Source organism: Pluralibacter gergoviae ATCC 33028 = NBRC 105706 (assembly GCF_001598855.1).
GTDB classification, from domain to species: Bacteria; Pseudomonadota; Gammaproteobacteria; order Enterobacterales; family Enterobacteriaceae; genus Pluralibacter; species Pluralibacter gergoviae.
Genome location: NZ_BCZS01000009.1, coordinates 18,568 through 41,854, shown reverse-complemented (window position 1 = coordinate 41,854; position 23,287 = coordinate 18,568). Strand labels below are relative to the sequence as shown.

General features: G+C 62.9%; 17 protein-coding genes and 1 pseudogene. 5 read left to right on the top strand and 13 right to left on the bottom strand.

What is annotated here, in order from left to right:
- Positions 1-20: 20 nt before the first annotated feature.
- Positions 21-1,274 (bottom strand): N-acetylmuramoyl-L-alanine amidase AmiC, encoded by a 1,254-nt coding sequence (gene amiC, locus ENGE1_RS11160; protein ID WP_048253392.1) that lies wholly within the window; start codon positions 1,272-1,274, stop codon positions 21-23.
- Between the two features lie 226 nt (positions 1,275-1,500).
- On the opposite strand from amiC, the gene argA reads away from it, so the two are divergent.
- The 3 genes from argA to ENGE1_RS11145 all read left to right on the top strand — a co-directional run bounded on the left by argA (position 1,501) and on the right by ENGE1_RS11145 (position 3,494).
- On the top strand, positions 1,501-2,832 hold the full coding sequence (gene argA / locus ENGE1_RS11155; protein ID WP_043082208.1) for an amino-acid N-acetyltransferase: 1,332 nt from the start codon (positions 1,501-1,503) through the stop codon (positions 2,830-2,832).
- Positions 2,833-2,949: 117 nt separating this feature from the next.
- Positions 2,950-3,222, top strand: coding sequence for a CopG family ribbon-helix-helix protein (locus tag ENGE1_RS11150; RefSeq protein ID WP_048253393.1), 273 nt, complete (start codon positions 2,950-2,952; stop codon positions 3,220-3,222).
- Positions 3,219-3,494, top strand: a complete 276-nt coding sequence (locus ENGE1_RS11145; RefSeq protein WP_048253394.1) for a type II toxin-antitoxin system RelE/ParE family toxin — start codon at positions 3,219-3,221, stop codon at positions 3,492-3,494. Before ENGE1_RS11150 ends, ENGE1_RS11145 begins: the two co-directional genes overlap by 4 nt.
- Before the next feature lie 5 nt (positions 3,495-3,499).
- Here the strand turns inward: ENGE1_RS11145 and recD are convergent, their stop codons facing one another.
- From recD to rppH, 12 genes are all read right to left on the bottom strand, one after another.
- Positions 3,500-5,338, bottom strand: coding sequence for an exodeoxyribonuclease V subunit alpha (recD, locus tag ENGE1_RS11140; protein ID WP_048253395.1), 1,839 nt, complete (start codon positions 5,336-5,338; stop codon positions 3,500-3,502).
- Positions 5,335-8,883: an exodeoxyribonuclease V subunit beta gene (recB, locus tag ENGE1_RS11135; RefSeq protein WP_048253396.1), complete on the bottom strand. Its 3,549-nt coding sequence runs from the start codon at positions 8,881-8,883 to the stop codon at positions 5,335-5,337. Before recB ends, recD begins: the two co-directional genes overlap by 4 nt.
- The gene (gene ptrA, locus ENGE1_RS11130; RefSeq protein ID WP_048253397.1) at positions 8,880-11,768 is read right to left on the bottom strand and encodes a pitrilysin; all 2,889 of its coding nucleotides are present in this window, start codon (positions 11,766-11,768) and stop codon (positions 8,880-8,882) included. Before ptrA ends, recB begins: the two co-directional genes overlap by 4 nt.
- Positions 11,769-11,967: 199 nt before the next feature.
- A complete protein-coding gene (gene recC / locus ENGE1_RS11125) occupies positions 11,968-15,342 on the bottom strand; it encodes an exodeoxyribonuclease V subunit gamma (RefSeq protein ID WP_048253398.1) in 3,375 nt (1,124 codons plus the stop codon).
- A gap of 31 nt (positions 15,343-15,373) precedes the next feature.
- Positions 15,374-15,694 (bottom strand): prepilin-type N-terminal cleavage/methylation domain-containing protein, encoded by a 321-nt coding sequence (locus ENGE1_RS11120; RefSeq protein ID WP_048253399.1) that lies wholly within the window; start codon positions 15,692-15,694, stop codon positions 15,374-15,376.
- A complete protein-coding gene (locus tag ENGE1_RS11115; protein WP_043082198.1) occupies positions 15,679-16,086 on the bottom strand; it encodes a DUF2509 family protein in 408 nt (135 codons plus the stop codon). The genes ENGE1_RS11120 and ENGE1_RS11115 overlap by 16 nt, the downstream gene beginning before the upstream one ends.
- Positions 16,083-16,643, bottom strand: coding sequence for a prepilin peptidase-dependent protein (locus ENGE1_RS11110; RefSeq protein ID WP_048253400.1), 561 nt, complete (start codon positions 16,641-16,643; stop codon positions 16,083-16,085). Before ENGE1_RS11110 ends, ENGE1_RS11115 begins: the two co-directional genes overlap by 4 nt.
- Positions 16,634-17,104, bottom strand: coding sequence for a prepilin peptidase-dependent protein (locus ENGE1_RS11105; RefSeq protein WP_043082196.1), 471 nt, complete (start codon positions 17,102-17,104; stop codon positions 16,634-16,636). The genes ENGE1_RS11110 and ENGE1_RS11105 overlap by 10 nt, the downstream gene beginning before the upstream one ends.
- 163 nt (positions 17,105-17,267) lie before the next feature.
- Positions 17,268-18,062 carry a thymidylate synthase gene (gene thyA / locus ENGE1_RS11100; RefSeq protein WP_048253401.1) on the bottom strand — a complete coding sequence of 265 codons (795 nt, stop codon included), beginning with the start codon at positions 18,060-18,062 and terminating at the stop codon, positions 17,268-17,270.
- A 6-nt stretch (positions 18,063-18,068) separates the two neighbouring features.
- Positions 18,069-18,944, bottom strand: a complete 876-nt coding sequence (gene lgt / locus ENGE1_RS11095) for a prolipoprotein diacylglyceryl transferase (RefSeq protein WP_043082194.1) — start codon at positions 18,942-18,944, stop codon at positions 18,069-18,071.
- A gap of 155 nt (positions 18,945-19,099) precedes the next feature.
- On the bottom strand, positions 19,100-21,346 hold the full coding sequence (gene ptsP / locus ENGE1_RS11090; protein ID WP_043082192.1) for a phosphoenolpyruvate--protein phosphotransferase: 2,247 nt from the start codon (positions 21,344-21,346) through the stop codon (positions 19,100-19,102).
- A 12-nt stretch (positions 21,347-21,358) separates the two neighbouring features.
- Positions 21,359-21,892 carry an RNA pyrophosphohydrolase gene (gene rppH, locus ENGE1_RS11085; RefSeq protein ID WP_043082190.1) on the bottom strand — a complete coding sequence of 178 codons (534 nt, stop codon included), beginning with the start codon at positions 21,890-21,892 and terminating at the stop codon, positions 21,359-21,361.
- Between the two features lie 453 nt (positions 21,893-22,345).
- Between rppH and ENGE1_RS29220 the strand changes: the two are divergent.
- Both ENGE1_RS29220 and mutH read left to right on the top strand, forming a co-directional pair.
- Positions 22,346-22,423, top strand: a pseudogene (locus ENGE1_RS29220) (hypothetical protein); the annotation flags it as partial.
- A 149-nt stretch (positions 22,424-22,572) separates the two neighbouring features.
- Positions 22,573-23,259, top strand: a complete 687-nt coding sequence (gene mutH, locus ENGE1_RS11075) for a DNA mismatch repair endonuclease MutH (protein ID WP_048253402.1) — start codon at positions 22,573-22,575, stop codon at positions 23,257-23,259.
- The last annotated feature ends 28 nt before the right edge of the window (positions 23,260-23,287 follow it).

The following is a 23,287-nucleotide window of genomic DNA, read 5'->3' as shown; positions in this document are numbered from 1 at the left end:
GCGCCCCGCGGCGCCGTTCGTTAACTGCGTCGCGCCAGCGTCGCGCCGTCGGAGAAGTAGGCCTTAATGCCCGCCAGAATCGACTCGGCAACCTCCTGCTGAAACTTCGCCGTTTTCAGCTTGCGCTCCTCTGCTACGTTACTGATAAACGCGGTCTCTACCAGAATCGACGGAATATCCGGCGCCTTCAGCACCGCAAACCCGGCCTGCTCGACGTGATTCTTATGCAGCTTATTGACCCGCCCAAGCTTGCCGAGGACCGCCTTGCCGAACTTCAGGCTGTCGTTGATGGTCAGCGACTGGACCATATCGAACATGGTGTGATCAACGTAGCGGTCGCCGCTCTTGCTGACGCCGCCGATCAGATCCGAGGCGTTCTGAGTCTGGGCGAGATATTTCGCCGCCGTACTGGTGGCGCCTTTGGTGGAGAGCGCAAACACCGAGGAGCCGTGCGGTTGACGGCTGGTGAAGGCGTCTGCATGAATTGAGACAAAGAGGTCGGCGCGCTGCTTCTGCGCCTTCGCCACCCGCACTTTGAGCGGAATAAAGACGTCTTCATTGCGGGTCATATAGGCCTTCATGGTGCGATCTTTGTCGATCAGCGCCTTCAGGCGGCGGGCGATTTTCAGCACCACGTCCTTTTCGCGGGTGTGATACTTGCCGATAGCGCCGGAATCCTCCCCGCCGTGGCCGGGGTCGAGCATGATAACGATAGGCCTGTCGCGCCCCGCTCTGCCGGGCTGCGGCCCGCTCTGCGCCGGGGGCACCTGCTTTTCCAGATCGCCCTTGTTGTAATCCTCCAGCAGCGCCAGCAGCGGATCCTGCACGTCGGTGGCGTTGGCCGGATAGAGGTCCAGCACCAGGCGCTCTTTAAATCCGGCCACCGGCGCGAGGGCAAACATCTGCGGCTTAACGTTCTGCTTAAGCTCAAACACCATGCGCACCGTCTGCGGATCGAACTGGCCCACGCGGGCGGACTTAATGTAGGGGTCATCGGCGCGGATCTGCGCCCCCATCCCCTTAAGCACCGAATTAAGGTTAACGCCCTCGATATCGACGACCAGCCGATCGGGGTTGCTCAGGGCAAACTGCTTATACTTCAGCACCCGGTTGGACTCCACCGTGACGCGGGTATAGGTTGACGCCGGCCAGATGCGGACCGCTATCACATGACTGGCCGCGGCCAGCCCCACCTGGCTTACGCTGAGCAACCACATCGCCCCGGCGCCCTGCAGCAGGCGGCGGCGGCTTAATCCTGACTGACTTCCCGACATGCATCTCCCAAGCAAAAATCTGGTTTCACTTATGTAACAATCAACTGGACCGAAAACTGTACCCAAAGGCGCATAAGCTGTCATCTATAAAAGGGTAAACATTATGGAGTTACGCGCTTTTCACGCAATTAATTAAGCAGCATTGGTTAAAATTGTTGCTTGCACTTGTTACCAAAACAGAATAAAAATACATTTATTGCGAATAAACATTCATGAGAGGCAGGCTGTGGTGAAGGAGCGTAAAACCGAACTGGTTGAGGGATTTCGTCATTCTGTTCCCTATATTAACGCCCATCGCGGGAAAACATTTGTCATCATGCTCGGCGGCGAGGCCATTGAGCACGATAACTTTTCCAGTATCGTCAACGACATTGGCCTGCTGCACAGCTTAGGCATCCGCCTGGTGCTGGTCTACGGCGCGCGCCCGCAGATTGACGCTAACCTTGCCGCGCACCACCATGAGCCGGTCTATCACAAGCACACCCGCGTGACCGACGCCAAAACCCTTGAGCTGGTGAAGCAGGCGGCGGGCACGCTGCAGCTGGATATCACCGCCCGGCTGTCGATGAGCCTCAGCAACACGCCGCTGCAGGGCGCGCACATTAACGTGGTCAGCGGCAACTTTATCATCGCCCAGCCGCTGGGCGTCGACGACGGCGTCGACTACTGCCACAGCGGCCGCATCCGCCGCATCGACGAAGAGGCGATCCACCGCCAGCTCGACAGCGGCGCGATTGTGCTGATGGGCCCGGTGGCGGTCTCGGTGACCGGCGAGAGCTTTAATCTCACCTCCGAAGAGATAGCCACCCAGCTCGCCATTAAGCTAAAGGCGGAGAAAATGATCGGCTTCTGCTCCTCGCAGGGCGTGTACAACGAGCAGGGCGAAATCGTCTCCGAGCTGTTCCCCAACGAGGCGCAGGCCCGCGTTGAATCGCTGGAGGCCGAGGGCGACAGCTACTCCGGTACCGTGCGCTTCCTGCGCGGAGCGATCAAAGCCTGCCGCAGCGGCGTGCGCCGCTGCCACCTGATAAGCTACCAGGAGAACGGCACCCTGCTGCAGGAGCTGTTCTCTCGCGACGGCATCGGCACGCAGATCGTGATGGAGAGCGCCGAACAGATCCGCCGCGCCACCATCAACGACATCGGCGGCATTCTGGAGCTGATTGAGCCGCTGGAGCAGCAGGGCATTCTGGTGCGCCGCTCCCGCGAGCAACTCGAGATGGAAATCGACAAGTTCACCGTCATCCAGCGCGACGGCACCACCATCGCCTGCGCGGCGCTCTACCCCTTCCCGGAAGAGCGGATCGGCGAAATGGCCTGCGTAGCGGTCCATCCCGACTACCGCAGCTCGGCGCGCGGCGAAGTGCTGCTGGAGCGCGTCGCCGCCCAGGCACGCCAGATGGGCCTCGACAAGCTGTTCGTGCTGACCACCCGCAGCATCCACTGGTTCCAGGAGCGCGGCTTCACGCCGGTGGAGATAGACCTGCTGCCGGAGAGCAAAAAGCAGATGTACAACTATCAGCGCCGATCTAAGGTACTGATGGCGGATTTGGCATAAATGCCTCAGACCGGGCGGCAGCTCCGCCCGGTCTTCTTACCCACTCCCCCCTCTGCTCCCCCGCCATAAAACTCATGCTATTATTGAATCTCAATAATATTTATTGAGGATCGAGTCATGGCTGATATGCGTACTATCACAGCTCCCCTGCCGATTGAGATGGCTGAAAGCGTCGATCGCTGGGCTGAAAAGCACGGCCGCACCCGCTCATGGTTAGTCAGAGAAGCCGTTGGCCAATTTCTTGCGCGTGAAAATGAGCGCGATCGGCTGATACGCGAGGCGCTTGACGCCGTCGATGCCGGACAGCTTATTTCTCATGAAGATATGGTCGCCTGGGCCGAATCACTCGGCACAGATAAGCCGCTCCCACCGCCGGAGCCGCGTAAATGAGGTTTCAGTGGAGCGTACCAGCCAGAAACGATGTTGTCCGTCTGCACCAGTTTCTGGCCGATAAGAATGAGGCCGCAACAGCAAATGTGGTCAGATCTCTGATTAACGCTCCCGCCACCCTACTGCTCAACCCTCGACGGGGAGAGAAAATAGAGGGGTTTGAACCTCGCGAAGTGCGGCGCGCCATCATCGGCAGCTATGAAATGCATTATGAGCTGCAGAATGATGTATTAATTGTTCTGCGCATCTGGCACCAGCGCGAGGATCGTTAACGCCTCTACACTCCCGCAAACAGCGCCGCCAGCCCGCTTCGCCGCTCGGTGCGCAGGGTGATCGCCTGCGCCAGCAGCTTCTCGTCGGCGTACATCGACAGCCGCTGCTTAGCGCGGGTGATGGCGGTATAGACCAGCTCGCGGGTGACCACCGGCACGCTGCGGTTGGGCAGCACCAGCGCCGCGTGGTTAAACTCAGAGCCCTGCGATTTATGCACCGTCATCGCCCAGGCCGTCTCGTGCTCCGGCAGGCGGCTCGGCTGTACCGACTTGAGGGTGCCGTCCGGCATTGGAAACCAGACCCGCCGCCCGTTGCCCCTGTCCAACGCAATGCCGATATCGCCGTTGTACAGCCCCAGGGCGCTGTCGTTGCGCGAGATCATCACCGGCCGCCCTTCGTACCAGCGCGCCTGCGCCGGGCGGGCGATGCGCCCCCGGCGCACCAGCAGCTGCTCCAGCTGCGCATTGAGGCCGCTGACGCCGTAGGGGCCCTCGCGCAGGGCGCACAGCAGCCGATAGCGGCTGAACGCCTGCAGAACCTCCTCCGGCGCGGCCTGCGCCTTCAGCAGCCGCAAATAGTCGCCGTAGCCCGCCAGCGCGTCACCGAGCATTGCCTCGTAATCCTCGCCGGTTGAGAGCGGCTGGAGCGCGATATCGTCGAAGCCGTGATGCAGCGCCGCCCTGACGGCGGCGCGGTCGCCGCGATTCACCGCCAGCGCCAGCTGGCCGATGCCGGAGTCGCTGCCGAAGCGGTAGCTTTTTTGCAGCAGGCACAGGCTGTCGCGCAGCGCGCCCGCCTGCGTGCCCTCCCCCGCCGGCACCGGCGCGCCGGTCAGGCGGCTCAGCTCGGCGGCGCGTTCGGCGGTGTAGCCGGCATTGACCCAGGCGCAGATATCGCCCAGCACCGCCCCGGCCTCCACGGAGGCGAGCTGATCGCGGTCGCCGAGGAAAATCACCCGCGCCTGCGGCGGCAGGGCGTCAATCAGCCGCGCCATCATCGGCAGGTCAATCATTGAGGCTTCGTCCACCACCAGCACGTCCAGGTGCAGCGGGTTGCCCGCATGGTAGCGGCCGCGCTGGCTGCCGGGCTGAATGCCCAGCAGGCGGTGCAGGGTGCTGGCCTCGGCGGGCAGCAGCGCCTTTTGCGCATCGCTAAGCGGCAGCTGGCCCAGCGCCAGTCCCAGGGACTCGGTCAGCCGCGCCGCCGCCTTGCCGGTGGGAGCGGCCAGGTGAATGCGGCACTTCGCCTCGCTGCGGGTCTGGATCAGCGCCGCCAGCAGCTTCGCCACGGTGGTGGTTTTGCCGGTGCCCGGCCCGCCTGAAATCACTGAAATGCGCCGGGTCAGGGCGACGGCGGCCGCCACCTTCTGCCAGTCCACTTCGTCCGAGGGCGGAAAGAGTGCGCCGAGCGCCGCCGCCAGCTGTCCTTCGTCCTCGCGCAGCGGCTGCCCGTCGACCTGGCTGAAGAAGCGCGCCACGCTGAGTTCGCTGCGCCACATCCGGTTGAGGTAGAGCCGCCCTTCGCTGAGCACCAGCGGCGTCGCGGCCTCGCCGCCGCTGACCGCCGGCGAGCGCTGCAGGTGCGCCAGGATGTCATCGGCACTCCCGGCCCGGACAAACAGCTGCTGCCAGATATCGCGCTCCCGGCCGGTGGCCTGCTCGTCTTCACACAGGCGGGAGAGCGGCAGGCAGACGTGGCCCTCGCCGACGTCGCGGCTGAGCAGCGCCGCCGCCAGCAGGACCGCCGGGGCATCATCGTGCGCCACCATCAGGGCAAACTGCACGTCCAGCGGGCGCAACAGCTTCGCCCCGGCCGCCTGGTTTAACAGTGACTCCATGCTCATGACGCGACCTCCTGCTGCGTACCGGCGAAGAGCGCGTCCAGCCCTTCAACCAGCGCCCGCGCCGGGCGGGTGCTGAAAATGCCCTGCCCGCCGTCGCCGTCGACGCCGCGCAGAAAAAGATAGATAACGCCGCCGAAGTGGCGGTCGTAGTCGTAGTCCGCCAGCCGGTGGCGCAGATAGCGGTGCAGCGCCAGGCTGTAGAGCTGGTACTGCAGATCGTAGCGGTGGGCCTGCATGGCCTGGGCCATCGCCTCCGGGGTGTAGGCCTGCGCGCTGTCGCCCAGCCAGTTGGACTTGTAGTCCAGCAGGTAGTAGCGGCCGTCGCGGCGGAACACCAGGTCGATAAAGCCCTTCAACATGCCGCTGACCCGGCGGAAGTCCAGCGACGGGCAGCCCGCCGACAGCGGATCGTACCGGCGCATCAGCGCGTCGAGCGATTCCGGAGCCAGCGGCCGCTCGATGGGCAGATAAAACTCCAGTTCCACCTGGCGGTCGGCGGCGGCAAGCGCGCTGAGCGGCACCTCCGCGCCGGGTAGCGGTGTCCCGAGCACGGCGGTGAGCCAGCGGGTCAGCACCGGCGCCCAGGCCGCATCAAAGCCGCCGCGCTCCAGCTGTAGCTGCACCTCGCTTTCATCTACCGGCCGGGTAAAGTCGATGGTTTCAAACAGGCCGTGCAGGAAGGTCCCCGGAGAGGCGCCGCGCGGGAAGCTGTGCGGCGTCAGTTCGGGCTCTTCTGTCGTTCCCTCGCCAACGCCCGCCGCGTCGATATCGAGCCTCGGCAGCAGATCCAGGGCCACGCCGTGGCCGCGCTGCTGCAGCCCGGAGTAGCTGGTGACCCGCCACTCGTCGCTGATGCGCCGCCGCATTTCGCGCGCCTGCAGGGCTGGCATCTCCGGGGCCAGCGGCTGCCAGCGTTCGGCGGCGCCTGCTTCGGCGACGGAGAGCGCAATATCGCCGGTACAGAGCGCGCGCAGGCAGGCCGCCAGGCCGTCGGCATCTTTCGGCTCGCCGCCCTGCACCAGCCGGCCAATGGCGCTGTGGTGCAGTTCGCTCTCTGCCGCTTTATCGCTGCGCCGGGCGCTGAGCGGCGCGATGCCGAGGCTGCAGTGCCAGACGGCGCGGGTCAGCGCCACGTAGAGCAGGCGCAGATCTTCCGCCAGCCGTTCGGCCTCCGCCAGCGCCAGGCTCTCTTCTCCCTTGTGCAGGTCGAGGACGGCGGAGAAGGTGCTGCGGTCGTGATAGAAGGCCTGATCCTGCTTGCGGTAGCGGGCGATAAACGGCAGCCACACCAGGGAGTACTCCAGCCCTTTCGATTTGTGGATGGTGACAATCTGCACCAGGTGCTTATCGCTCTCCAGGCGCATCTGCTGCCCGGAGCCGCCGCCCTCCGCCCCGGCTATCTGCTGCGCCAGCCAGCGCACCAGCGCGTGCTCGCTCTCAAGCTGACCGGCGGCCTCCTGCAGCAATTCGCTGAGATGCAGAATATCGGTCAGCCGGCGCTCGCCGCCGCGGGTCGCCAGCAGGTTTTCGGCGATATTGCGGGCGCTCATCAGGGCGCGCAGCATGGTCATTACGCCGCGCTGCTGCCACAGCTGGCGGTAGCCGGTAAACTCCTCCACCAGCGCGTCCCACGCGGGTTCGTCGAGATTGAGCGCCTCAATCTGCTGCGCGTTAAGGCCAAATAGCGCGCAGGCCAGGGCGCTGCGCAGGCCGCTCTCATGCTCGGGAGCCAGTACCGCCTGCAGCAGCCACAGCAGATCCTGCGCCTCGGGCGTTTCGAAAACGCTGTCGCGGTTCGAGAGATAGACCGAGGGAATGCCCAGCGCGTTGAGGGCGTCGCGCACCAGGCTTGCCTCCTGGCGGTTGCGCACCAGCACGGTAATATCCGAGGCCCGCACCGGCCGCGACGTTTCGCCGCGCCACAGCAGCGCGTCGCCGCGCTGCCCGCCGCTCAGCCAGGCGCGGATCTCCCCGGCGCACAGGCCCGCCATCTGATTCTGATAGTCGCCCGCGCCGACGCCGTTGCCGGGCATCAGCCAGAAGCGCATCGCCGGCTGCGCGTCGCCGTTCAGCGTAAAGCGCAGGCCGCGGTTCTTCTCCGCGGGCTTCACCGGCAGGAAGGGAATGTCGCGAAACATAAACGGGTTGTCGACGGCGCTGAACAGGCGGTTGACGCTCTCTACCACGCCCGGCGCCGAGCGCCAGTTGGTATCGAGCGTGTAGTGCGCCGCCACGTCGCCGCGGGCGCGCATGTAGGTGAAGATATCCGCTCCGCGAAAGGCGTAAATCGCCTGCTTGGGATCGCCGATCAGCAGCAGGGCGGTCTCCGGCTGCTGCCGCCAGATGCGGCGAAAGATCCGGTACTGCTGCGGATCGGTATCCTGAAATTCGTCGATCATCGCGACCGGAAAGCGCTGGCGAATGGCCGCCGCCAGCGCATCGCCGCCGTCGCCCCGCAGGGCGTCGTCGAGGCGGCTCAGCATATCGTCAAAGCCCATCTCGCCCCGGCGGCGCTTCTCCTGCGCTACCGCGTCGCGGATCTCCGCCATCGCGCGGGCGATCACCAGGTCATTGAGCGACGGCGGCGCGGCGGTTATCGCCTCTATCTCGGCAAACAGCGGGTGACGCGGCGCGTCGCCGCCCTCTTTGGTCCGCGAGAGCAAAAAGGCCTGAGCAAACTTCTCCAGCGCGTCCGGCAGCGCGTAGCCGGTCGTTTCTTCCTGAGCCCAGGCGCTAACCTTCTCAAGCCACTTGCCCTGATTGCCGCGGTTGAACTTGCGGCGGTCGAGGTCTGAACCTTCGAGGATCGCCGGGATCTCGTCGGTGGCCGCCAGCCAGCGGACCTTGAGCGCGTTAATCTGCTCAAGGATCTGCTGATGGCGGGCGATCAGCGTTTGGTCCGCCGGCGGAGTTTTTAACTGCGGCGCCTCGCCCTGCAGGTAGCGGTCGATAGACTTCAGCAGATCCTGCGGCCCCTTCCAGCTGGCGTGAACCATCTCCGCGACGTCGCGCGGCAGCGGGTAGCAGTGGCGGCGCCAGAAGTCGGCGCAGGCGCGAAAACGCAGCCGCGACTCGTCCTCGATGAGTGTCTGCTCAAAAAGCATCCCGGACTCAAAGGCGTTGAGGCTCAGCATCCGCTGGCAGAAGCCGTGGATGGTGAAGACGGCGGCCTCGTCCATCTGCCGCTCCGCCAGCAGCAGTACCCGGGCCGCCTCGCGCCTGTCGGCAATCTCCGCCAGCAAGCTGGCGTAGAGCGGATTGTCGGGCTCCTCTTCTTCACGCAGGCAGGCGATGCGCAGCTCGTGAATGTTGCTGCGGATGCGCCCGCGCAGCTCTTCGGTGGCGGCCTCGGTAAAGGTCACCACCAGCAGCTCTTCGACGTTAACCGGCCGGACAAAGGCGGCATCGCCGCCGAGCCCGAGCAACAGCCGCAGGTAGAGCGCGGCGATGGTGTAGGTTTTTCCGGTGCCCGCAGAGGCTTCAATCAGGCGCTCGCCAATCAGCGGCAGGCGCAGGGGATTTAACGTCTCGGCGGTCTCGGTCATTCACTCTCTCTCATCAACGGCATGGACTGCTGCAGGGCGCTGATGCTGTTCCACACTTTCCAGCCCTGCGGGTGCGCGTACTCTGCCTTCCCGCCCTGGCTTCCGGAAATCTGTGAAAGCAGCGTCATCCCCTGCGGCTCCACTACCGTCTGATGAAAGAAATCGGCAAGCTTCGCCGGGGTCAGCAGCTTAATCTGGGCCACTACTTTATCACGTGAATCAAAGCGCATATTACCGCGATCGAAATCTTTGCTCAGCGCCGAGGCCTCTTCGCTCAGAGTCTGCGGCGGCTGCATCAGCTGAGCGATGACCGCCTGCTGAATTTGCGCGAACTCCTCCGGCTTCATGGCCCGCAGCTTCTGCTCCGCCGTCGGGAAGAAGGCCTTAAAGCGCTCCCAGAGGAAGGCGGGCTGCTTGTCGCTGCTCTGCAACAGGAAGCCCAGCCCCCACTGGCGGCCAACGTTCATCGGGAAGGCAAATACCGCGTAGCCCAGCTGCTCTTCGGTGCGCAGCTGGTTGTAGAACCACGGCTGGATAATCTGCCCCAGCAGCTCGGCGGCGGCGGAGCTGCTGTATTCATCGACGTTCGCCGGGGCAAACACCGCGCCCAGCGCCGAGTCGCTGCTGCTGCCGGCTTTTTCAAAGATGGCGTTCTGCTGCTTTGTCACCGCCACGTCCGGATTGCGGCACCAGGTATCGCCTTTGGTGGCCAGCTGCTTCTGCACGCGGCGGGCGAGCGCCGTGGACTGCTCCGGCGTCATGTTGCCGACCACCAGAAACTCCGGGCGCGCGCCCGTCTTAAGCTTCTCGCGCCACGCCATGACCTCCTTCAGAGTGATGGAGGGCAGCAGCGCCCGGCGCGCTTCGCGCTGGAAATACGGCACCTGGGAGATCATCTGCAGCGGCATGATGGCCTGCTCGTAGGCTTTGCCTTTATCGGCAGAATCCATCATCTGCGCATACCAGGATTTGGCCTGCTCGAGCTGCGCCTCGGTAGGCTGATAGCTGAAGTAGCCCTTGAGCAGGGCATCAAACAGTTCTGGCAGACGCTGGGTGTAGCCGTTGGCGTTCACCAGCAGGCCGCTGTTGGCGCCCGTTGAGAAGCTGATGCCGCCGACCGCTGCCTGGTTGCTGAGCTGGTCGAGGGCAATCCCCGCCAGATAGTCATTGAGGGCAAAAATCACCTGGTGGCGGGCGCTATCCATTACCTGCGGGTTGCGCAGCACCAGCGTGACGTCGGCCTTCGGCTCGCTGGCAAAGTAGCGCCCGGGACTGTAGACCACCCGCAGCTGCGGCTCGTCAACGATAAGCTTCGGCTTGTCGGCCGCGCCATCGGGCTTAATCAGCGTGAAATCATCCGGGATGTAGGGATTCAGCGTCGGCAGCTGCAGGGCTAGCTTTCCGCCCTCCTGCCGCCACTGCTCCAGCGTCCGGTCGCTGATTTTATTCACCTGATAGGGCGCCCCGACAAAGTAGGCGGTCTTGTTGTGCGGCTCCTTGTCGCTGATGTACCAGATGCGCGCGTTTTGCGGAGTCATCATCGCCAGCCGCGACTCAATCGCCTTCTCGTCAAAGCGATCGGCAATGTTCACCACGTCCAGGGTATGCTCCACCGGCACGCGGATCATCACGTCCGCCAGCCACTCAACGTAGTCCATATTGCGGTTGATGGAGGGGTAGCGAAAATCGAGATCCAGCACGTGGGCCAGCTCGTCGAAATAGCGCTTATCAACGCCCTTCTCGCGCAGCATGTTGAGATAGCTGAAGATGGCGGCAACCACCTGGTCGCGGTTAGCCAGGCCTTTGTCGGTCAGGCTGGCCGAGATTGCCAGCACGCCGCTGTTGCCGGTCACCACCGGATCGGAGTCGGCGCGAATGCCCTCCACCAGCCCCTGGCGCTGCAGCCAGTCGGAGAGCGTGCCGGGGCTGCGGTTGCCGATAAGGTAAGTGATCAGCTCATCGGTTTTGCTGCGAAACTGCGGCGAGTTGTTATCAATGCGAAACTCCACCCGCAGCACCTTGCGCGGAATGGCCGGCACGTAGTGGATGATGATGCCCTTCTGAGCATCGGTCACCACCGGTACATCAATCTGCGGCCGCTGAATGTTGTGATTGGCGACCCGCCCCCAGGTGCGGGCGGCCATCTCCGCCAGCGCCGGCAGCGGCTTGTTGCTGTAAATCACCGCCTTCATGATGTTGGCCGAGTAGTACTTATCGCGGAAGGCGTGCAGGGCGTCGAGCACCGGGCTGCCGGGCTTATCGCTGAGCGTTTCCAGGTTACCGCCGGAGAAGCGCGACGCCGGGTGCGCCGGGTTGATGGTTTCGGCGCTCACCTGCGCCATGCGCATGCCGTCCCGGCTGCGGGCCATGGTCAGCTCGGCGTTAACGGCGTTGCGCTCGCGGTCGGCGTATTTCTTATCCAGCAGCGGCGCGGCGATGGCGTCCGCCAGCCTGTCGACGGCGCCCTCAAGGGCGTCGTTTTCGACTTCCAGATAGAAGGCGGTGCGGTACGGCGCGGTGCTGGCGTTGTGGCTGCCGCCGTGCAGCTTGAGGTACTCCGCCAGATTATCGGGCTGGGGATACATTTTTGAGCCCATCAGGGTCATATGCTCAAGAAAGTGCGCCAGTCCCGGATGCGAATCGGGATCCTGAAGGGAACCGACGGGCACCACCAGCGCCGACAGCGACTTTACCGCCTGCGGGTCAGAGACCAGCAGCACGGTCATGCCGTTATCGAGGGTGATAGCCTGATACTGGCGCGGATCCTTCTCGCTTTTACGAATCGTCTCTTTAACGGGCTGCCATCCGCCGTCTGCCTGACTCAGCGGCGCCCACAGGGCGAGGAAAACAATTACTACGCGGAAAAACCATTTGCTGCCGGGCATTCACGAACCTCATCATTAACAAACATTTGCCGCACTGAACAGGCAGCTTTTTTATGCACTTTATCGCTCAGGAGGCCTGCGACGGCCCCGCTCTCAGTGATCTGGTACATAACAACATCAGTCCGTGACACTTTTTACGCATCATAAAGGAACCCTTTGCGGTGCGCAATTTTCGTACAGATACGACATTCTGCGGCGATCAGCTGCGGCTGAAGCGGAGCATCGGCAGCAGAAAGCGCTCGGCCTCTGCGGTAATTGCCTGATAGTGCTCCGGTTCCAGCGCCCGCCAGAGCCGCTGATACCATACGTCGGCCCCTTCCCCGCCGACCATCACGCCCCCCTCCCAGGCCTGAATAAATTTGCTGCGCGCTTTAACCTGCGCCTCCTCGTCCCTGACGATGACATCATTTTCAGCGTCATAACATGATTTCAGCCAGGCTCCGCCGCTTTCCGGCGCAAACAGCAGCGGCCGGGTCATGCCCTCGCGGTAGCCCGCCACCAGCTGCGACAGATGCGCCATCGCCTCCTCCGCCGACAGCGGCGCGAAGCGCCACTCGCCCTCTTTGCGCAGCAGCAGCCGGCTTTCGCCGCCGCCGCCGCTGGCGCAGTAGACCAGGTGCTCCAGCCAGAGCTGCATCCCCTGCGCGAAGCTCTGCAATGACGGACGCCAGCGCAGCAGGCCGTCTGACTGTACCTGCGCCAGCCAGCCGGTGATACGGATGCCGTCACACTCCAGATCAATTTCGCGCTGCTCGTCCGGCTGGCGGCTGGCAATCACCCGGTCGGCCAGAGCCTGCATCTCCTGACACTGGTCATCCCAGGCAATTTCGCCGAAGGCCCCGTAGGGCAGCTCCCCGGCGGCGCGGAAGCGGCGGAACATCGCCGCCGCGTCCTGCTGCTCGATAAGCGTATTCACCAGCTGCTGGTTGAGCTGATAGCGGGTCAGGGTATCCAGCGTAAAGGGCTCCGTTTCCGGGATATCACTCTCCTCCTGGCGGAAGCTGACCCGCAGGCGCATCTGGAAAAAGGCGCGCACCGGATGCAGCCAGAAGCGCTGCAGCTGGTCGAAGGGCAGTTCGTCAACCACCAGCGGCGGCAGCGGCTGGATAAACTCCCCCTGCGGCTCGCCCTGCTGTCCGGCGGCGGCCAGCCATTCGCGGGCGTAGCTCTGCTGCTCGCCGGGGATAAAGTTGTCGGCATCAAACGGCATGCGGGTGTGAAGGTGGGTAATGTGCGCCTTGATCCGCACTTCGCTCTCGTCGCAGTTCAGCGCCTCATCGCCGATCAGGCAGTGGCTCTGCCCCACGTAGTCAATCAGCTCCTGCACCAGCACGGAGGGATAGCGTTCGCTGTTGTCCTGAATCGAGCGGCCGATGTAGCTGATATAGAGCGTCTGCTCCGCCGACATCAGCGCCTCAAGGAACAGATAACGGTCGTCGTCGCGGCGGCTGCGGTCGCCGCGCACCGGCTTCTGGCTCATCAGATCGAAGCCGAGCGGCGCGAGGGCGCGGGGATAGACGCCGTCGTTCATCCCCAGCAGGCAGACCACTTTGAACGGGATTGAGCGCATTGGCATCAGGGTACAGATATTGACCGGCCCGGCGAGGAAGCGCTGGCTGATGCGCGCCTGGTCCAGGCGCTGGGCCAGCTCGTCGCGCAGCAGCGACAGCGGCACCGCGTGCGGATAGCGGGCATCGAGCCCCTGGTCAATGATTGCCTGCCACTGCTCCTCAACCAGCGCCAGCGCCGCTTCGGTATCGGCATCCGGCAGGAAGAAGTCGCCGAGCATCTCGCGGCATACCGGCAGCCACTCCGCCAGCGGACGCGCCTCGGCAAGCGCCAGCCGCCAGCGGTGCAGCTGGCTCAGGAGCGAAGCAAGATGCCCCACCAGAGCGGCAATCAGGCCGCTGGAGGCGTCGTAGGGCAGGACGTCGCGCCATTCGCCCTGGCTGCTCTCCATCGCGTAGCCCAGCAGCATGCGGGTAAGACCAAAGCGCCAGGTGTGCTGCCCGGTAGCCGGAAGATCCCACTCGCGGACGTTGTCATCATCCAGCCCCCAGCGGATGCCGGACTCGTTCACCCACTGGCGCAGGTAGCGCAGCCCCTCTTCATCAATGCTGAAGCGCGCCGCCAGCACCGGAACGTCCAGCAGCGCCAGGACGTCTTCACTGACGAAGCGGCTGTCGGGCAGGGAGAGCAGCGTGATAAAGGCCTCCAGCGCCGGGTGCGCCTGGCGCGCGCGGCGGTCCGATATTGCCCAGGGCACGTAGCGGTCGCCGGCGGCGCTGCCGAATACCGCCTGAATAAACGGGCTGTAGCTGTCGATATCGGCCACCATCACGATCACGTCGCGCGGCGTGAGGGTCGGATCTTCGTCGAACATCGCCAGCAGGCGGTCGTGAAGCACCTCCACTTCGCGCTGCGGGCTGTGGCAGACGTGCACCGTCAGGCTGCGGTCGGCGGGATCGAGAGGCCGCTTACCGACGCTGCTTCTGAACTCCTCCGCCGTCTGCCCGGTAACCGCGCTGCTGCGCAGCTCCAGAATGTCGTGCTGCAGGTTGTGCAGCAGGTTGTCCGGGTCGATGTCAACAAAGGCGTCCAGTTCCTGATAGTGCTCCAGCCCCGCCAGCAGGTAGATGTAGTCGCGCCCCAGCTTGCCCCAGGAAGCCAGCATCGGGTTACCGACGTCCTGCTCGCCGTCATCGTTAAACAGCCCCGGCGCCCGGTCGCTGTCGCGAAACAGCGGCAGCTCGCGCTCTTCGCGGTGGTGGTGGCGCTGGCGGGCCATCAGCCTGGCGAGAAACGCCGGGTCTTTTATATCGCCCCAGTAGTAGCGGCAGGGATTGGTGAACAGTACGTAAACGTCGATGTGCCTGCCCAGGGCCTGCAGCGCCTGCAGGTAGACCGGCGGCAGGGCCGAGATGCCGCAGATAAACACCCGCGGGGGCAATTCAGCGGCCAGCGGCTCGCCGGACTCCAGAGCATTGATAAAGGTCTGATAGAGGTTAGCGCGGTGCCACTTCGGCTGCCCCAGCGCCGCCGTGTGTTCGACCAGCGCCTTCCACAGCGGCGCCTGCCACGCCTGGGCGCCATCCAGACCGTCAACGCGCTCATCGGCCTCCCAGCGGGTCAGCCACTCCGGACGGTATACCAGGTACTGGTCATAGAGATCGGCGATGCGGGAAGCCAGCTGGAAGCACTTGCGGCTGTCGCCGTCGTCGGCCAGATAGTGGCGCAGCGGCGCAAATGCCTCCAGCTCCAGCATCTGCGGCAGCAGCGTCATCAGCTTCCAGCGCATGCTCTGCTTGCTAAACGCACTCTCTTTCGGGATCTCTTTATCCTTCAGCACGCGGACAAACATGTCCCAGATGAAGCTTGCCGGCAGCGGGAATTCGATATTGGCGGCGATGCCGAAGCGCTTAGAGAGCGTCATCTGCAGCCACTGGGCCATGCCGGTACTCTGCACCAGCACTCTTTCAGCCTCAAACGGGTCGCTCAGCCGCTCCTGCTCGACGATAAACTCCATCAGCGCTTCCAGCACGTCGAGACGGTTAGAGTGGTAGACCCGTAGCATAGCTTCTCCCGGTGAAGTAACAGTAGCGCCGCTAGCGCGGCGGGCAGTGCAGGCGGGACATCCGCCCCTCCCTGCCCGACGGCGCGACAATGGTAACCGTGATGCTGACACATCTTTGCCGCATTGTCTGCACGCGCTGCATCTTCCAACCCGTCGGCAGCGCGGGCGGCAGCGGCCCGGCGGCATCCCACGCCGTGCGCCAAAGCTGGCGGTACTGGGCAAGCTGCTGCAGACTATTGCCGAGCCTGCTCTGCAGGGCACTGGTGGAGGTGGTGACCAGCACCAGCAGCACCATGCCGATCAGCACCTCCGGCAGGCTGAATCCGCGCGCCCGGCTTACGGTATCTCGCATTCGCCTGCCTCCCTGCGCGGGCAGAAGTCGCTCCAGCCGCGGGGGCTGAAGTGCACGCGGCCCTCCGTGACCGTAGCGGACTGCCAGCGCCGCTGCTCGCCGCTGCGGGCAGTCAGCAGAGCCGAGCCATCGGCGAAGATCCGCAGGCAGAGCGTGCCCGGCGCGGCGTCCGCCTGCCGGCACTGCACAGCAGGCAGCGGCTGCCACGGGATCTGCCGGCCCCACTGCAGCAGCGATTCGGCTTGCGCGCTGTGCATCAGGGCGCGGCTCTCAAAGGTGACCTGCGCCAGCAGGGTTTCATACTGGCGGCGGGTCCCCTGCAGCAGCGCGCTGGCCATCACGAAGAGCAGCAGGACCAGCAGCAGAGAGGAGGCCCCGCGCTGGCGGTTCACAGGTTATACGCCGTGACGCTGAAGCTCGCCCGCAGCGCTTCGCGACCCTCTCCTCCGCTGCGGGCCGCCAGCGTGACCGTCAGCAGCGGCGCGCTGCCGGGGATCTCATGGCGGCTTACCGTAAACGCTTCGACGATCAGCGCATCCGGATCGGTCATTCTCTCCCAGCCTTTTCCCGCGCAGCTTTCCGCGCCGCGCAGAGTTTCCAGCGCGCCGTCGCGCAGCCTGAACCCGGTGACGTCGGCGTTGGCAACGGCCTTTTCGCCCCGCGCGAGCGTAAGCCGCGTGTCCCAGCGGATCAGGGCGCAGCCCGGCGCGAGATGCAGAGGATTACCGGCGCAGCGCCGGCTGGCGCAGTAGCCCGCCCGCTGCAGATGGCGGGAGATAACGTACACCCGCTGCCACACCTCTTCTGCCAGCATCTGCGCCCGGTACTGCTGCAGGGCGCCGCGCTGCAGCGCCGGCAGGTAGCGCGCGCTCCCCAGCAGCAGCACGCTGCTGATGGCGATGGCGATAAGCGTCTCGGCCAGCGAAAAACCGCGTTCGGTTAAGGACATTCCTGGCCCCTACCCGCTTCGCACAGGCGAATGCGGCCCCAGACGGAAACCACCACCCGCCAGCGCCCGGCGGGGCTGCGCAGGACGACGTGTCCCGGCCAGGCGGTGCTGCGCAGGCCGTAGAAACCGAGCGAGGGCGTCAACTCCTCAAGCGTCACTTCCGGCCAGGCGGGAAGCAGTACGAAAGGCGTATCGGCCGGGCACGGCGGATGGTTCTCTTCACGGGCGTCAAGACACCAGCCCCCTGTTCCTTGCCGCACTTCAGGCAGGCGATCGCGCCGGTGCCAGCTGGCGTCGCTGCGCAGCAGCGCCAGGTAGTCCCGCACCTGGACGGCAACCTGCCAGAGGCGCTCGCGCTGCTGCCAGCGCTGCCAGCTCCACGCCCCGGCGCCCGCCAGAATCATCATCAGCGCCATCGCCACCAGCATTTCGGTAAGGGTGTAACCCTGCTCTCGTTTCATGGCGGGGAGTATGGCGGGCGTGAAAAAAGCGGGCCAGCAGCTGTCGCGCGATTTACGCGCATGATTCAGAGGAAATTGTGATATTGCAGGTCGTTGCAGAAAAACCAGAGGCGGTATTCAGAAAAGAGAAACCGGCCGCGGGGGCCGGTTGATTTCAGATGATTTAAATCGCTACCGGAGCTTTAATGCCGGGGTGCGGATCGTAGCCTTCAATTTCGAAATCTTCGAAACGGTAGTCGAAGATGGAGTCAGGCTTACGCTTGATAACCAGCTTCGGCAGCGCGCGCGGCTCGCGGCTGAGCTGCAGGTGCGTCTGCTCCATGTGGTTACTGTAAAGGTGCGTGTCGCCGCCGGTCCAGACGAAGTCGCCCACCTCCAGATCGCACTGCTGGGCCATCATATGCACCAGCAGCGCGTAGCTGGCGATATTGAACGGCAGGCCGAGGAACACATCGCAGGAGCGCTGATAAAGCTGGCAGGAGAGCTTGCCGTCCGCCACGTAGAACTGGAAGAAGGCGTGGCACGGGGCCAGCGCCATTTTGTCCAGCTCGCCGACGTTCCAGGCGGAAACGATAATCCGACGCGAGTCCGGGTCGTTTTTCAGCTGGTTCATAACGGTGGTTATCTGGTCGATATGGCGGCCATCCGGGGTCGGCCAGGCGCGCCACTGCTTGCCGTAAACCGGGCCAAGATTGCCCTGCTCGTCGGCCCATTCGTCCCAGATGGAGACGTTATTCTCATGCAGATAAGCTACGTTGGTATCGCCGTTGAGGAACCACAGCAGCTCGTGAATGATGGAGCGCAGATGGCAGCGTTTGGTGGTGACCAGCGGAAACCCCTGCTGCAGATTAAAGCGCATCTGGTGGCCAAAAATCGACAGCGTGCCGGTGCCGGTGCGGTCATTTTTTTGGGTGCCCTCATCGAGCACCTTCTGCATCAGTTCAAGATACTGTTTCATGATTCCTCAGGAGACTTGTTGCTGCGGATGGCGGCGGTATGCCCAGACCATCATAATGATACCGGCCAGCACCATCGGGATGGAGAGGATCTGCCCCATGCTGATGTACTGGACCCACGCGCCGGTGAACTGGGCGTCCGGCTGGCGGAAGAATTCCACGATGATGCGGAACAGGCCGTAGCCGATCAGGAACAGGCCGGAGACCGAGCCGGTCGGGCGCGGCTTGCGAATAAACAGATTGAGGATGATAAACAGCACTACGCCTTCCAGCGCCAGCTCATAGAGCTGCGAGGCGTGGCGCGGCAGCACGCCGTACTTATCAAACAGCGACTGCCACTCAGGGTGCGTCGGCAGCAGCGCCAGGTCTTCCGCGCGCGAGCCCGGAAAGAGCATGGAGAAGCGGAAGTTCGGGTCAACGCGGCCCCACAGCTCGCCGTTGATAAAGTTACCGAGCCGCCCGCAGCCGAGGCCGAACGGGATCAGCGGAGCGATAAAATCAGAGACCTGGAAGAAGGTACGTTTGGTGCGCTTCGCGAAGACGATCATCACCACGATGACGCCAATCAGGCCGCCGTGGAACGACATGCCGCCGTCCCAGACGCGGAACAGATAGAGCGGATCCTGCAGGAACAGCGGCAGATTATAAAACAGCACGTAGCCGATGCGGCCGCCGAGGAATACGCCGAGGAAACCGGCATACAGCAGGTTCTCGACCTCGTTTTTGGTCCAGCCGCTGCCGGGACGGTTAGCGCGGCGGGTGGCAAGCCACATGGCAAACACAAAGCCCACCAGATACATCAGGCCATACCAGTGAAGCGCAACCGGTCCGATGGAGAAAATTACCGGATCAAACTCCGGGAAATGCAGATACCCACTATTCATCTGTCACCACAAGTTCTTGTTATTCCGCCGAAAGTGGACAGCGGTAGAGATGTGCGGCCCGCAGGCCGCGCCGAAGGTGCGAATGATAGCACAAGGTGAGTTTGAGGCACGCAGGTAAAGATGTAAAAGGTCTGTAATGGCGGGGCAGCTGCGGCCTACCGGCCGCCGCGAATCAGGCCGCCCATGCCGCGCCGCTCCATAAAGGCCGCCACCTGGTGGCGCACCTCCGTTGCCATCTGCGCCTCAAGGCTTCGCCGGGCAAGGGTCTGCGCCTCTTCGAGATCGACGTGGCGCAGCAGATACTTGACCCGCGCCACCGAGCGCCCGTTCATCGACAGATGGCGGAAGCCGAGGCCAACCAGCAGCGTCACGCACATCGGGTCCCCGGCCATCTCGCCGCACAGGCGCAGATCGAGATCGTAGCGATCCGCATCCTGAGCGATCATCGACAGCGCCCGCAGCACCGCCGGATGCAAACTGTCGTAAATGTTCGCCACCCGGGTATTGTTACGATCCACCGCCAGCAGATACTGGGTCAGATCGTTGGTACCGACGGAGATAAAGTCGATCCGGTTTGCCAGGTGCGGCAGCAGGAAGACCATCGACGGCACCTCCAGCATTACGCCAATGCGCGGACGCGGGATCTCGTAGCCGATCATCTCCTCCACTTCGCGGGCCGCGCGTTCGATCAGCCGCTTAGCTTCGTCGATCTCTTCGATACTGGTCACCATCGGCAGCAGGATGCTGAGATTGCCGGTGGCCGCATTGGCGCGCATCATGGCGCGCACCTGGATCAGAAAGATCTCCGGCTGATCGAGCGTGATGCGGATCCCGCGCCATCCCAGGCAGGGGTTCTCTTCGCTGATCGGCATGTACGGCAGCTGCTTGTCGGCGCCGATGTCCAGCGTACGCAGCGTCACCGGCTTGTCGTTAAACATCTGCAGCATGCCCTGATACTGAGCGACCTGCTCCTCTTCCGAGGGAAAGCCGCTTTGCAGCATAAAGGGTATTTCGGTGCGATACAGGCCGATGCCGTCGATGCGGCTGCCGAGCTTCTGCTCGTGCTCCGGACTGAGGCCGGCGTTGAGCATCACTTTGATCCGCTCGCCGCTCTTCAGCGCCGCCGGGCGCTCGACGTCATCTTCCGCCAGCCGGCTGAGCTCGTTCTCTTCGCTGATGAGGCGCTGGTACTCGTGGAGCAGCACCGGCTCAGGATCGACGAGGACTTCGCCCCGGTAGCCGTCCACCACCAGCATCCGCCCGTGCAGTACGGAGGGCTGAATCTCAGCGCCGATAACCGTCGGAATACCGAGCGCCCGCACCATGATCGCGGCGTGCGAATTGGCCGCGCCGTCGCGCACCACCACGCCGGCGAGCCGGTCCTGCGGCAACTCGGCAAGCGTGGTGGCCGACAGCTCGTCGCCCACCAGCACAAAGCGCTCGGGCCAGGTGTCCGCCGCCTGCGTCGTGTCATCGAGATGAAACAGCAGCCGCTGCCCGAGCGCGCGCAGATCGCCGGCGCGCTCTTTAAGATAGCCGTCGGTCAGGGCCGCGAACTGGGCGGCAAACTTTTCAATGACGGTTTTGACCGCCCATTCGGCGACAAAGCCCTTATCAACCTCTTCAAACAGCTCCTTGCGCAGCCGCGGATCGGAGAGCAGGTGGGAGTAGAGGTCAAAAATCGCCGCCGTCTCTTTCTGCGCCCCGGCAGCAAAGCGTTTGCTGTAGCGGCGAAACTCGCTGGAAGCCTCTTCCAGCGCGCCGGTCAGCCGCTCGCGCTCAAGGGCGGTGTCGAGGGTGGAGGCTTCGTAGACCTGCTCCATCAGCGGCAGCGTGGCGTCCATCCAGCCTTCGGCAATGCCGACCCCGGAGGAGGCCGCCAGCGCGCGAATGCGCGTCTGCCGGTACTGGCCGAACAGCGCGGTAAGCTGGGAAAGAGAAAGAATGGCGGCCATCTGAGTGGCAAGCGTGACGAGGAACGACTCTTCGCTTTCGTCAAACTGGCGCAGCTCGCGCTGCTGAACCACCAGTACGCCAAGAAGCTGGCGACGCTGGATAATCGGCACGCCGAGGAAAGCGCGGTACTTCTCCTCTTTTACCGAGGGGATGTATTTAAAGCTGGGGTGCTTCTGCGCGTCCGCGAGGTTAATCGGCTCTGCCAGCCGCCCGACCAGGCCGACGATCCCTTCGTCAAAGGCCAGCGTGATGGTGCGCCCGCGCGGCTTTTTCAGGCCGCGGGTCGCCATCAGGTAGTAGCAGCGCCTGTCGTGATCGGCCAGGTAGACCGAGCACACCTCGGTCTCCATCGCTTTGCAAATTTCGGTAACCAGAATGTCCAGCGCCTCGTTCAGACGCGGGGCGCTGGCTACTTTCTCGACGATCTCTCGCAACCGGGTGAGCATAATGTGCGTGGCTTAACCTCTTTTACGTCTGTGCGCAGGCGCGCTGTTCTGCTGCCTGGGCGTATTATCCGCCAGGGCCAGCACCACGCCCACAAACTCCTTCATGACCCGACGATAAACGTCGCGCTTAAACGACACCACCTGACGCACGGGATACCAGTAACTGACCCAGCGCCAGCCGTCGAACTCAGGAGTGCTGCTGGTTTGCATATTGATTTCAGCATCGTTGCTCATCAGCTGCAAAAGAAACCATTTCTGTTTCTGGCCGATGCAAACCGGCTTCGTGTCCCAACGCACCAAACGTTTTGGTAATTTGTAGCGCAGCCAGTTACGGGTAGAAGCAAGGATCCGCACATCTTTACGGCTTAATCCAACTTCTTCGAACAGCTCCCTGTACATCGCCTGCTCGGCAGATTCACCGGGGTTGATGCCGCCCTGCGGAAACTGCCAGGAGTGCTGACCATAGCGTCTGGCCCACATCACCTGTCCCTGACGATTACAAATTACAATACCAACATTTGGGCGGTAGCCATCGTCATCAATCACCGGACTACCTCAAGATAATCTTCAATGTGAATGATTGTTTCACACTCGCCGGAAACGGTAAACCACTCTGTGTGGTGCAGTGATCCGGATAACATTTGAATAACTCACAGTATTCATCGAAGTTATAAACAGAAGATCGGCAGCAGGGGCCATTTTATTCACTTTTTCTGTGGATAGAGTTGTGCAGAAGTACGGAATTAATGCGGGAAAACCCTGAACAGGTCAAAACCCCTCTGAATGAGGATAGTAAAAAAATCGCTATTTTTTATAAAGTTAATATCAAAAACATCGTCAAAAAGCAGATAAACGTGATGTCCATCACACTGACGATCCTCCGGCTGATGAAAGATCGACCAATGTCGTTTTTATCCACAGATTGTGTCACTAACTTAGGCATTTTTTGTGTGAAAATTGGATTTTCGTCGCACGTCAAGGCTGTAAATGGAAACAGTAGTGGGCGTTTTCCCCAGTTATCCCATTTTTCTGTGGATAACATGGTGTAAGATCCTGTTTATTGTCGGTGACCAGTTTTGAAAAACATTTTTTTTCGACTATAAGGGCGCCGCAGGAAAAATAAAAAAGTAAGCAAAATCACATAATTGGATTAGTTTTCCCGAAAGCGCTAAACTTCATCCACAGAGAGGGAAAACCTCGTTCACTTTTTCACCAAGGATCTCGCTATGTCATCGTTATCGCCGCTGCGCCATCCGCCACAGTCCGAAGCCGAGCTTCTGGGCCAGGCGCAGGCCCTCGCCGGCTTTTCGCTGGGAGAGCTGGCGACGATGGCCGGGCTGCCGATACCGAAAGATTTGAAGCGCGATAAAGGCTGGACCGGTCTGCTGCTTGAAACGTGGCTGGGCGCCAGCGCGGGCAGCAAGCCCGAGCAGGATTTTGCCGCTCTCGGCGTGGAGCTAAAAACCATCCCCATTGACCGCGCAGGCAAACCGCTGGAAACCACCTTTGTCTGCGTTGCGCCGCTGACCGGCAATAGCGGCGTCATCTGGGAGACCAGCCACGTTCGCCACAAGCTCAGACGCGTCCTGTGGGTGCCGGTCGAGGGCGAACGCAGCATACCGCTCGCCGGGCGCCGGGTTGGCGCGCCCCTGCTGTGGAGCCCTGACGAGGAGGAGGAGCGGCAGCTGCGCCTCGACTGGGAGGAGCTGATGGATCTTATCGTTCTCGGCCAGGTTGAGCGCATCACCGCCCGCCACGGCGAAGTGCTGCAGCTGCGTCCCAAGGCCGCCAACAGCAAGGCGCTGACGGAGGCCGTCGGCATCCACGGCGAGCCTATCCTGACGCTGCCGCGCGGTTTCTATCTGAAGAAAAATTTCACCGCCAGGCTGCTGGCCCGCCACTTCCTGCTCTGATACTTTCTCTGTTTTCCGCTCACGCTAG

Excerpts from the sequence above, each read along its gene's own strand:
- ptsP (WP_043082192.1), bottom strand. The coding sequence starts at position 21,346 with ATGCTCACCCGGTTGCGAGAGATCGTCGAGAAAGTAGCCAGCGCCCCG.
- ENGE1_RS11145 (WP_048253394.1), top strand. The coding sequence starts at position 3,219 with ATGAGGTTTCAGTGGAGCGTACCAGCCAGAAACGATGTTGTCCGTCTG.
- ENGE1_RS11150 (WP_048253393.1), top strand. The coding sequence starts at position 2,950 with ATGGCTGATATGCGTACTATCACAGCTCCCCTGCCGATTGAGATGGCT.
- ptrA (WP_048253397.1), bottom strand. The coding sequence starts at position 11,768 with ATGCCCGGCAGCAAATGGTTTTTCCGCGTAGTAATTGTTTTCCTCGCC.
- lgt (WP_043082194.1), bottom strand. The coding sequence starts at position 18,944 with ATGAATAGTGGGTATCTGCATTTCCCGGAGTTTGATCCGGTAATTTTC.
- mutH (WP_048253402.1), top strand. The coding sequence starts at position 22,573 with ATGTCATCGTTATCGCCGCTGCGCCATCCGCCACAGTCCGAAGCCGAG.
- recB (WP_048253396.1), bottom strand. The coding sequence starts at position 8,883 with ATGACCGAGACCGCCGAGACGTTAAATCCCCTGCGCCTGCCGCTGATT.
- thyA (WP_048253401.1), bottom strand. The coding sequence starts at position 18,062 with ATGAAACAGTATCTTGAACTGATGCAGAAGGTGCTCGATGAGGGCACC.
- recD (WP_048253395.1), bottom strand. The coding sequence starts at position 5,338 with ATGAGCATGGAGTCACTGTTAAACCAGGCGGCCGGGGCGAAGCTGTTG.
- ENGE1_RS11105 (WP_043082196.1), bottom strand. The coding sequence starts at position 17,104 with ATGAAACGAGAGCAGGGTTACACCCTTACCGAAATGCTGGTGGCGATG.
- ENGE1_RS11110 (WP_048253400.1), bottom strand. The coding sequence starts at position 16,643 with ATGTCCTTAACCGAACGCGGTTTTTCGCTGGCCGAGACGCTTATCGCC.
- ENGE1_RS11120 (WP_048253399.1), bottom strand. The coding sequence starts at position 15,694 with ATGCGAGATACCGTAAGCCGGGCGCGCGGATTCAGCCTGCCGGAGGTG.
- recC (WP_048253398.1), bottom strand. The coding sequence starts at position 15,342 with ATGCTACGGGTCTACCACTCTAACCGTCTCGACGTGCTGGAAGCGCTG.
- amiC (WP_048253392.1), bottom strand. The coding sequence starts at position 1,274 with ATGTCGGGAAGTCAGTCAGGATTAAGCCGCCGCCGCCTGCTGCAGGGC.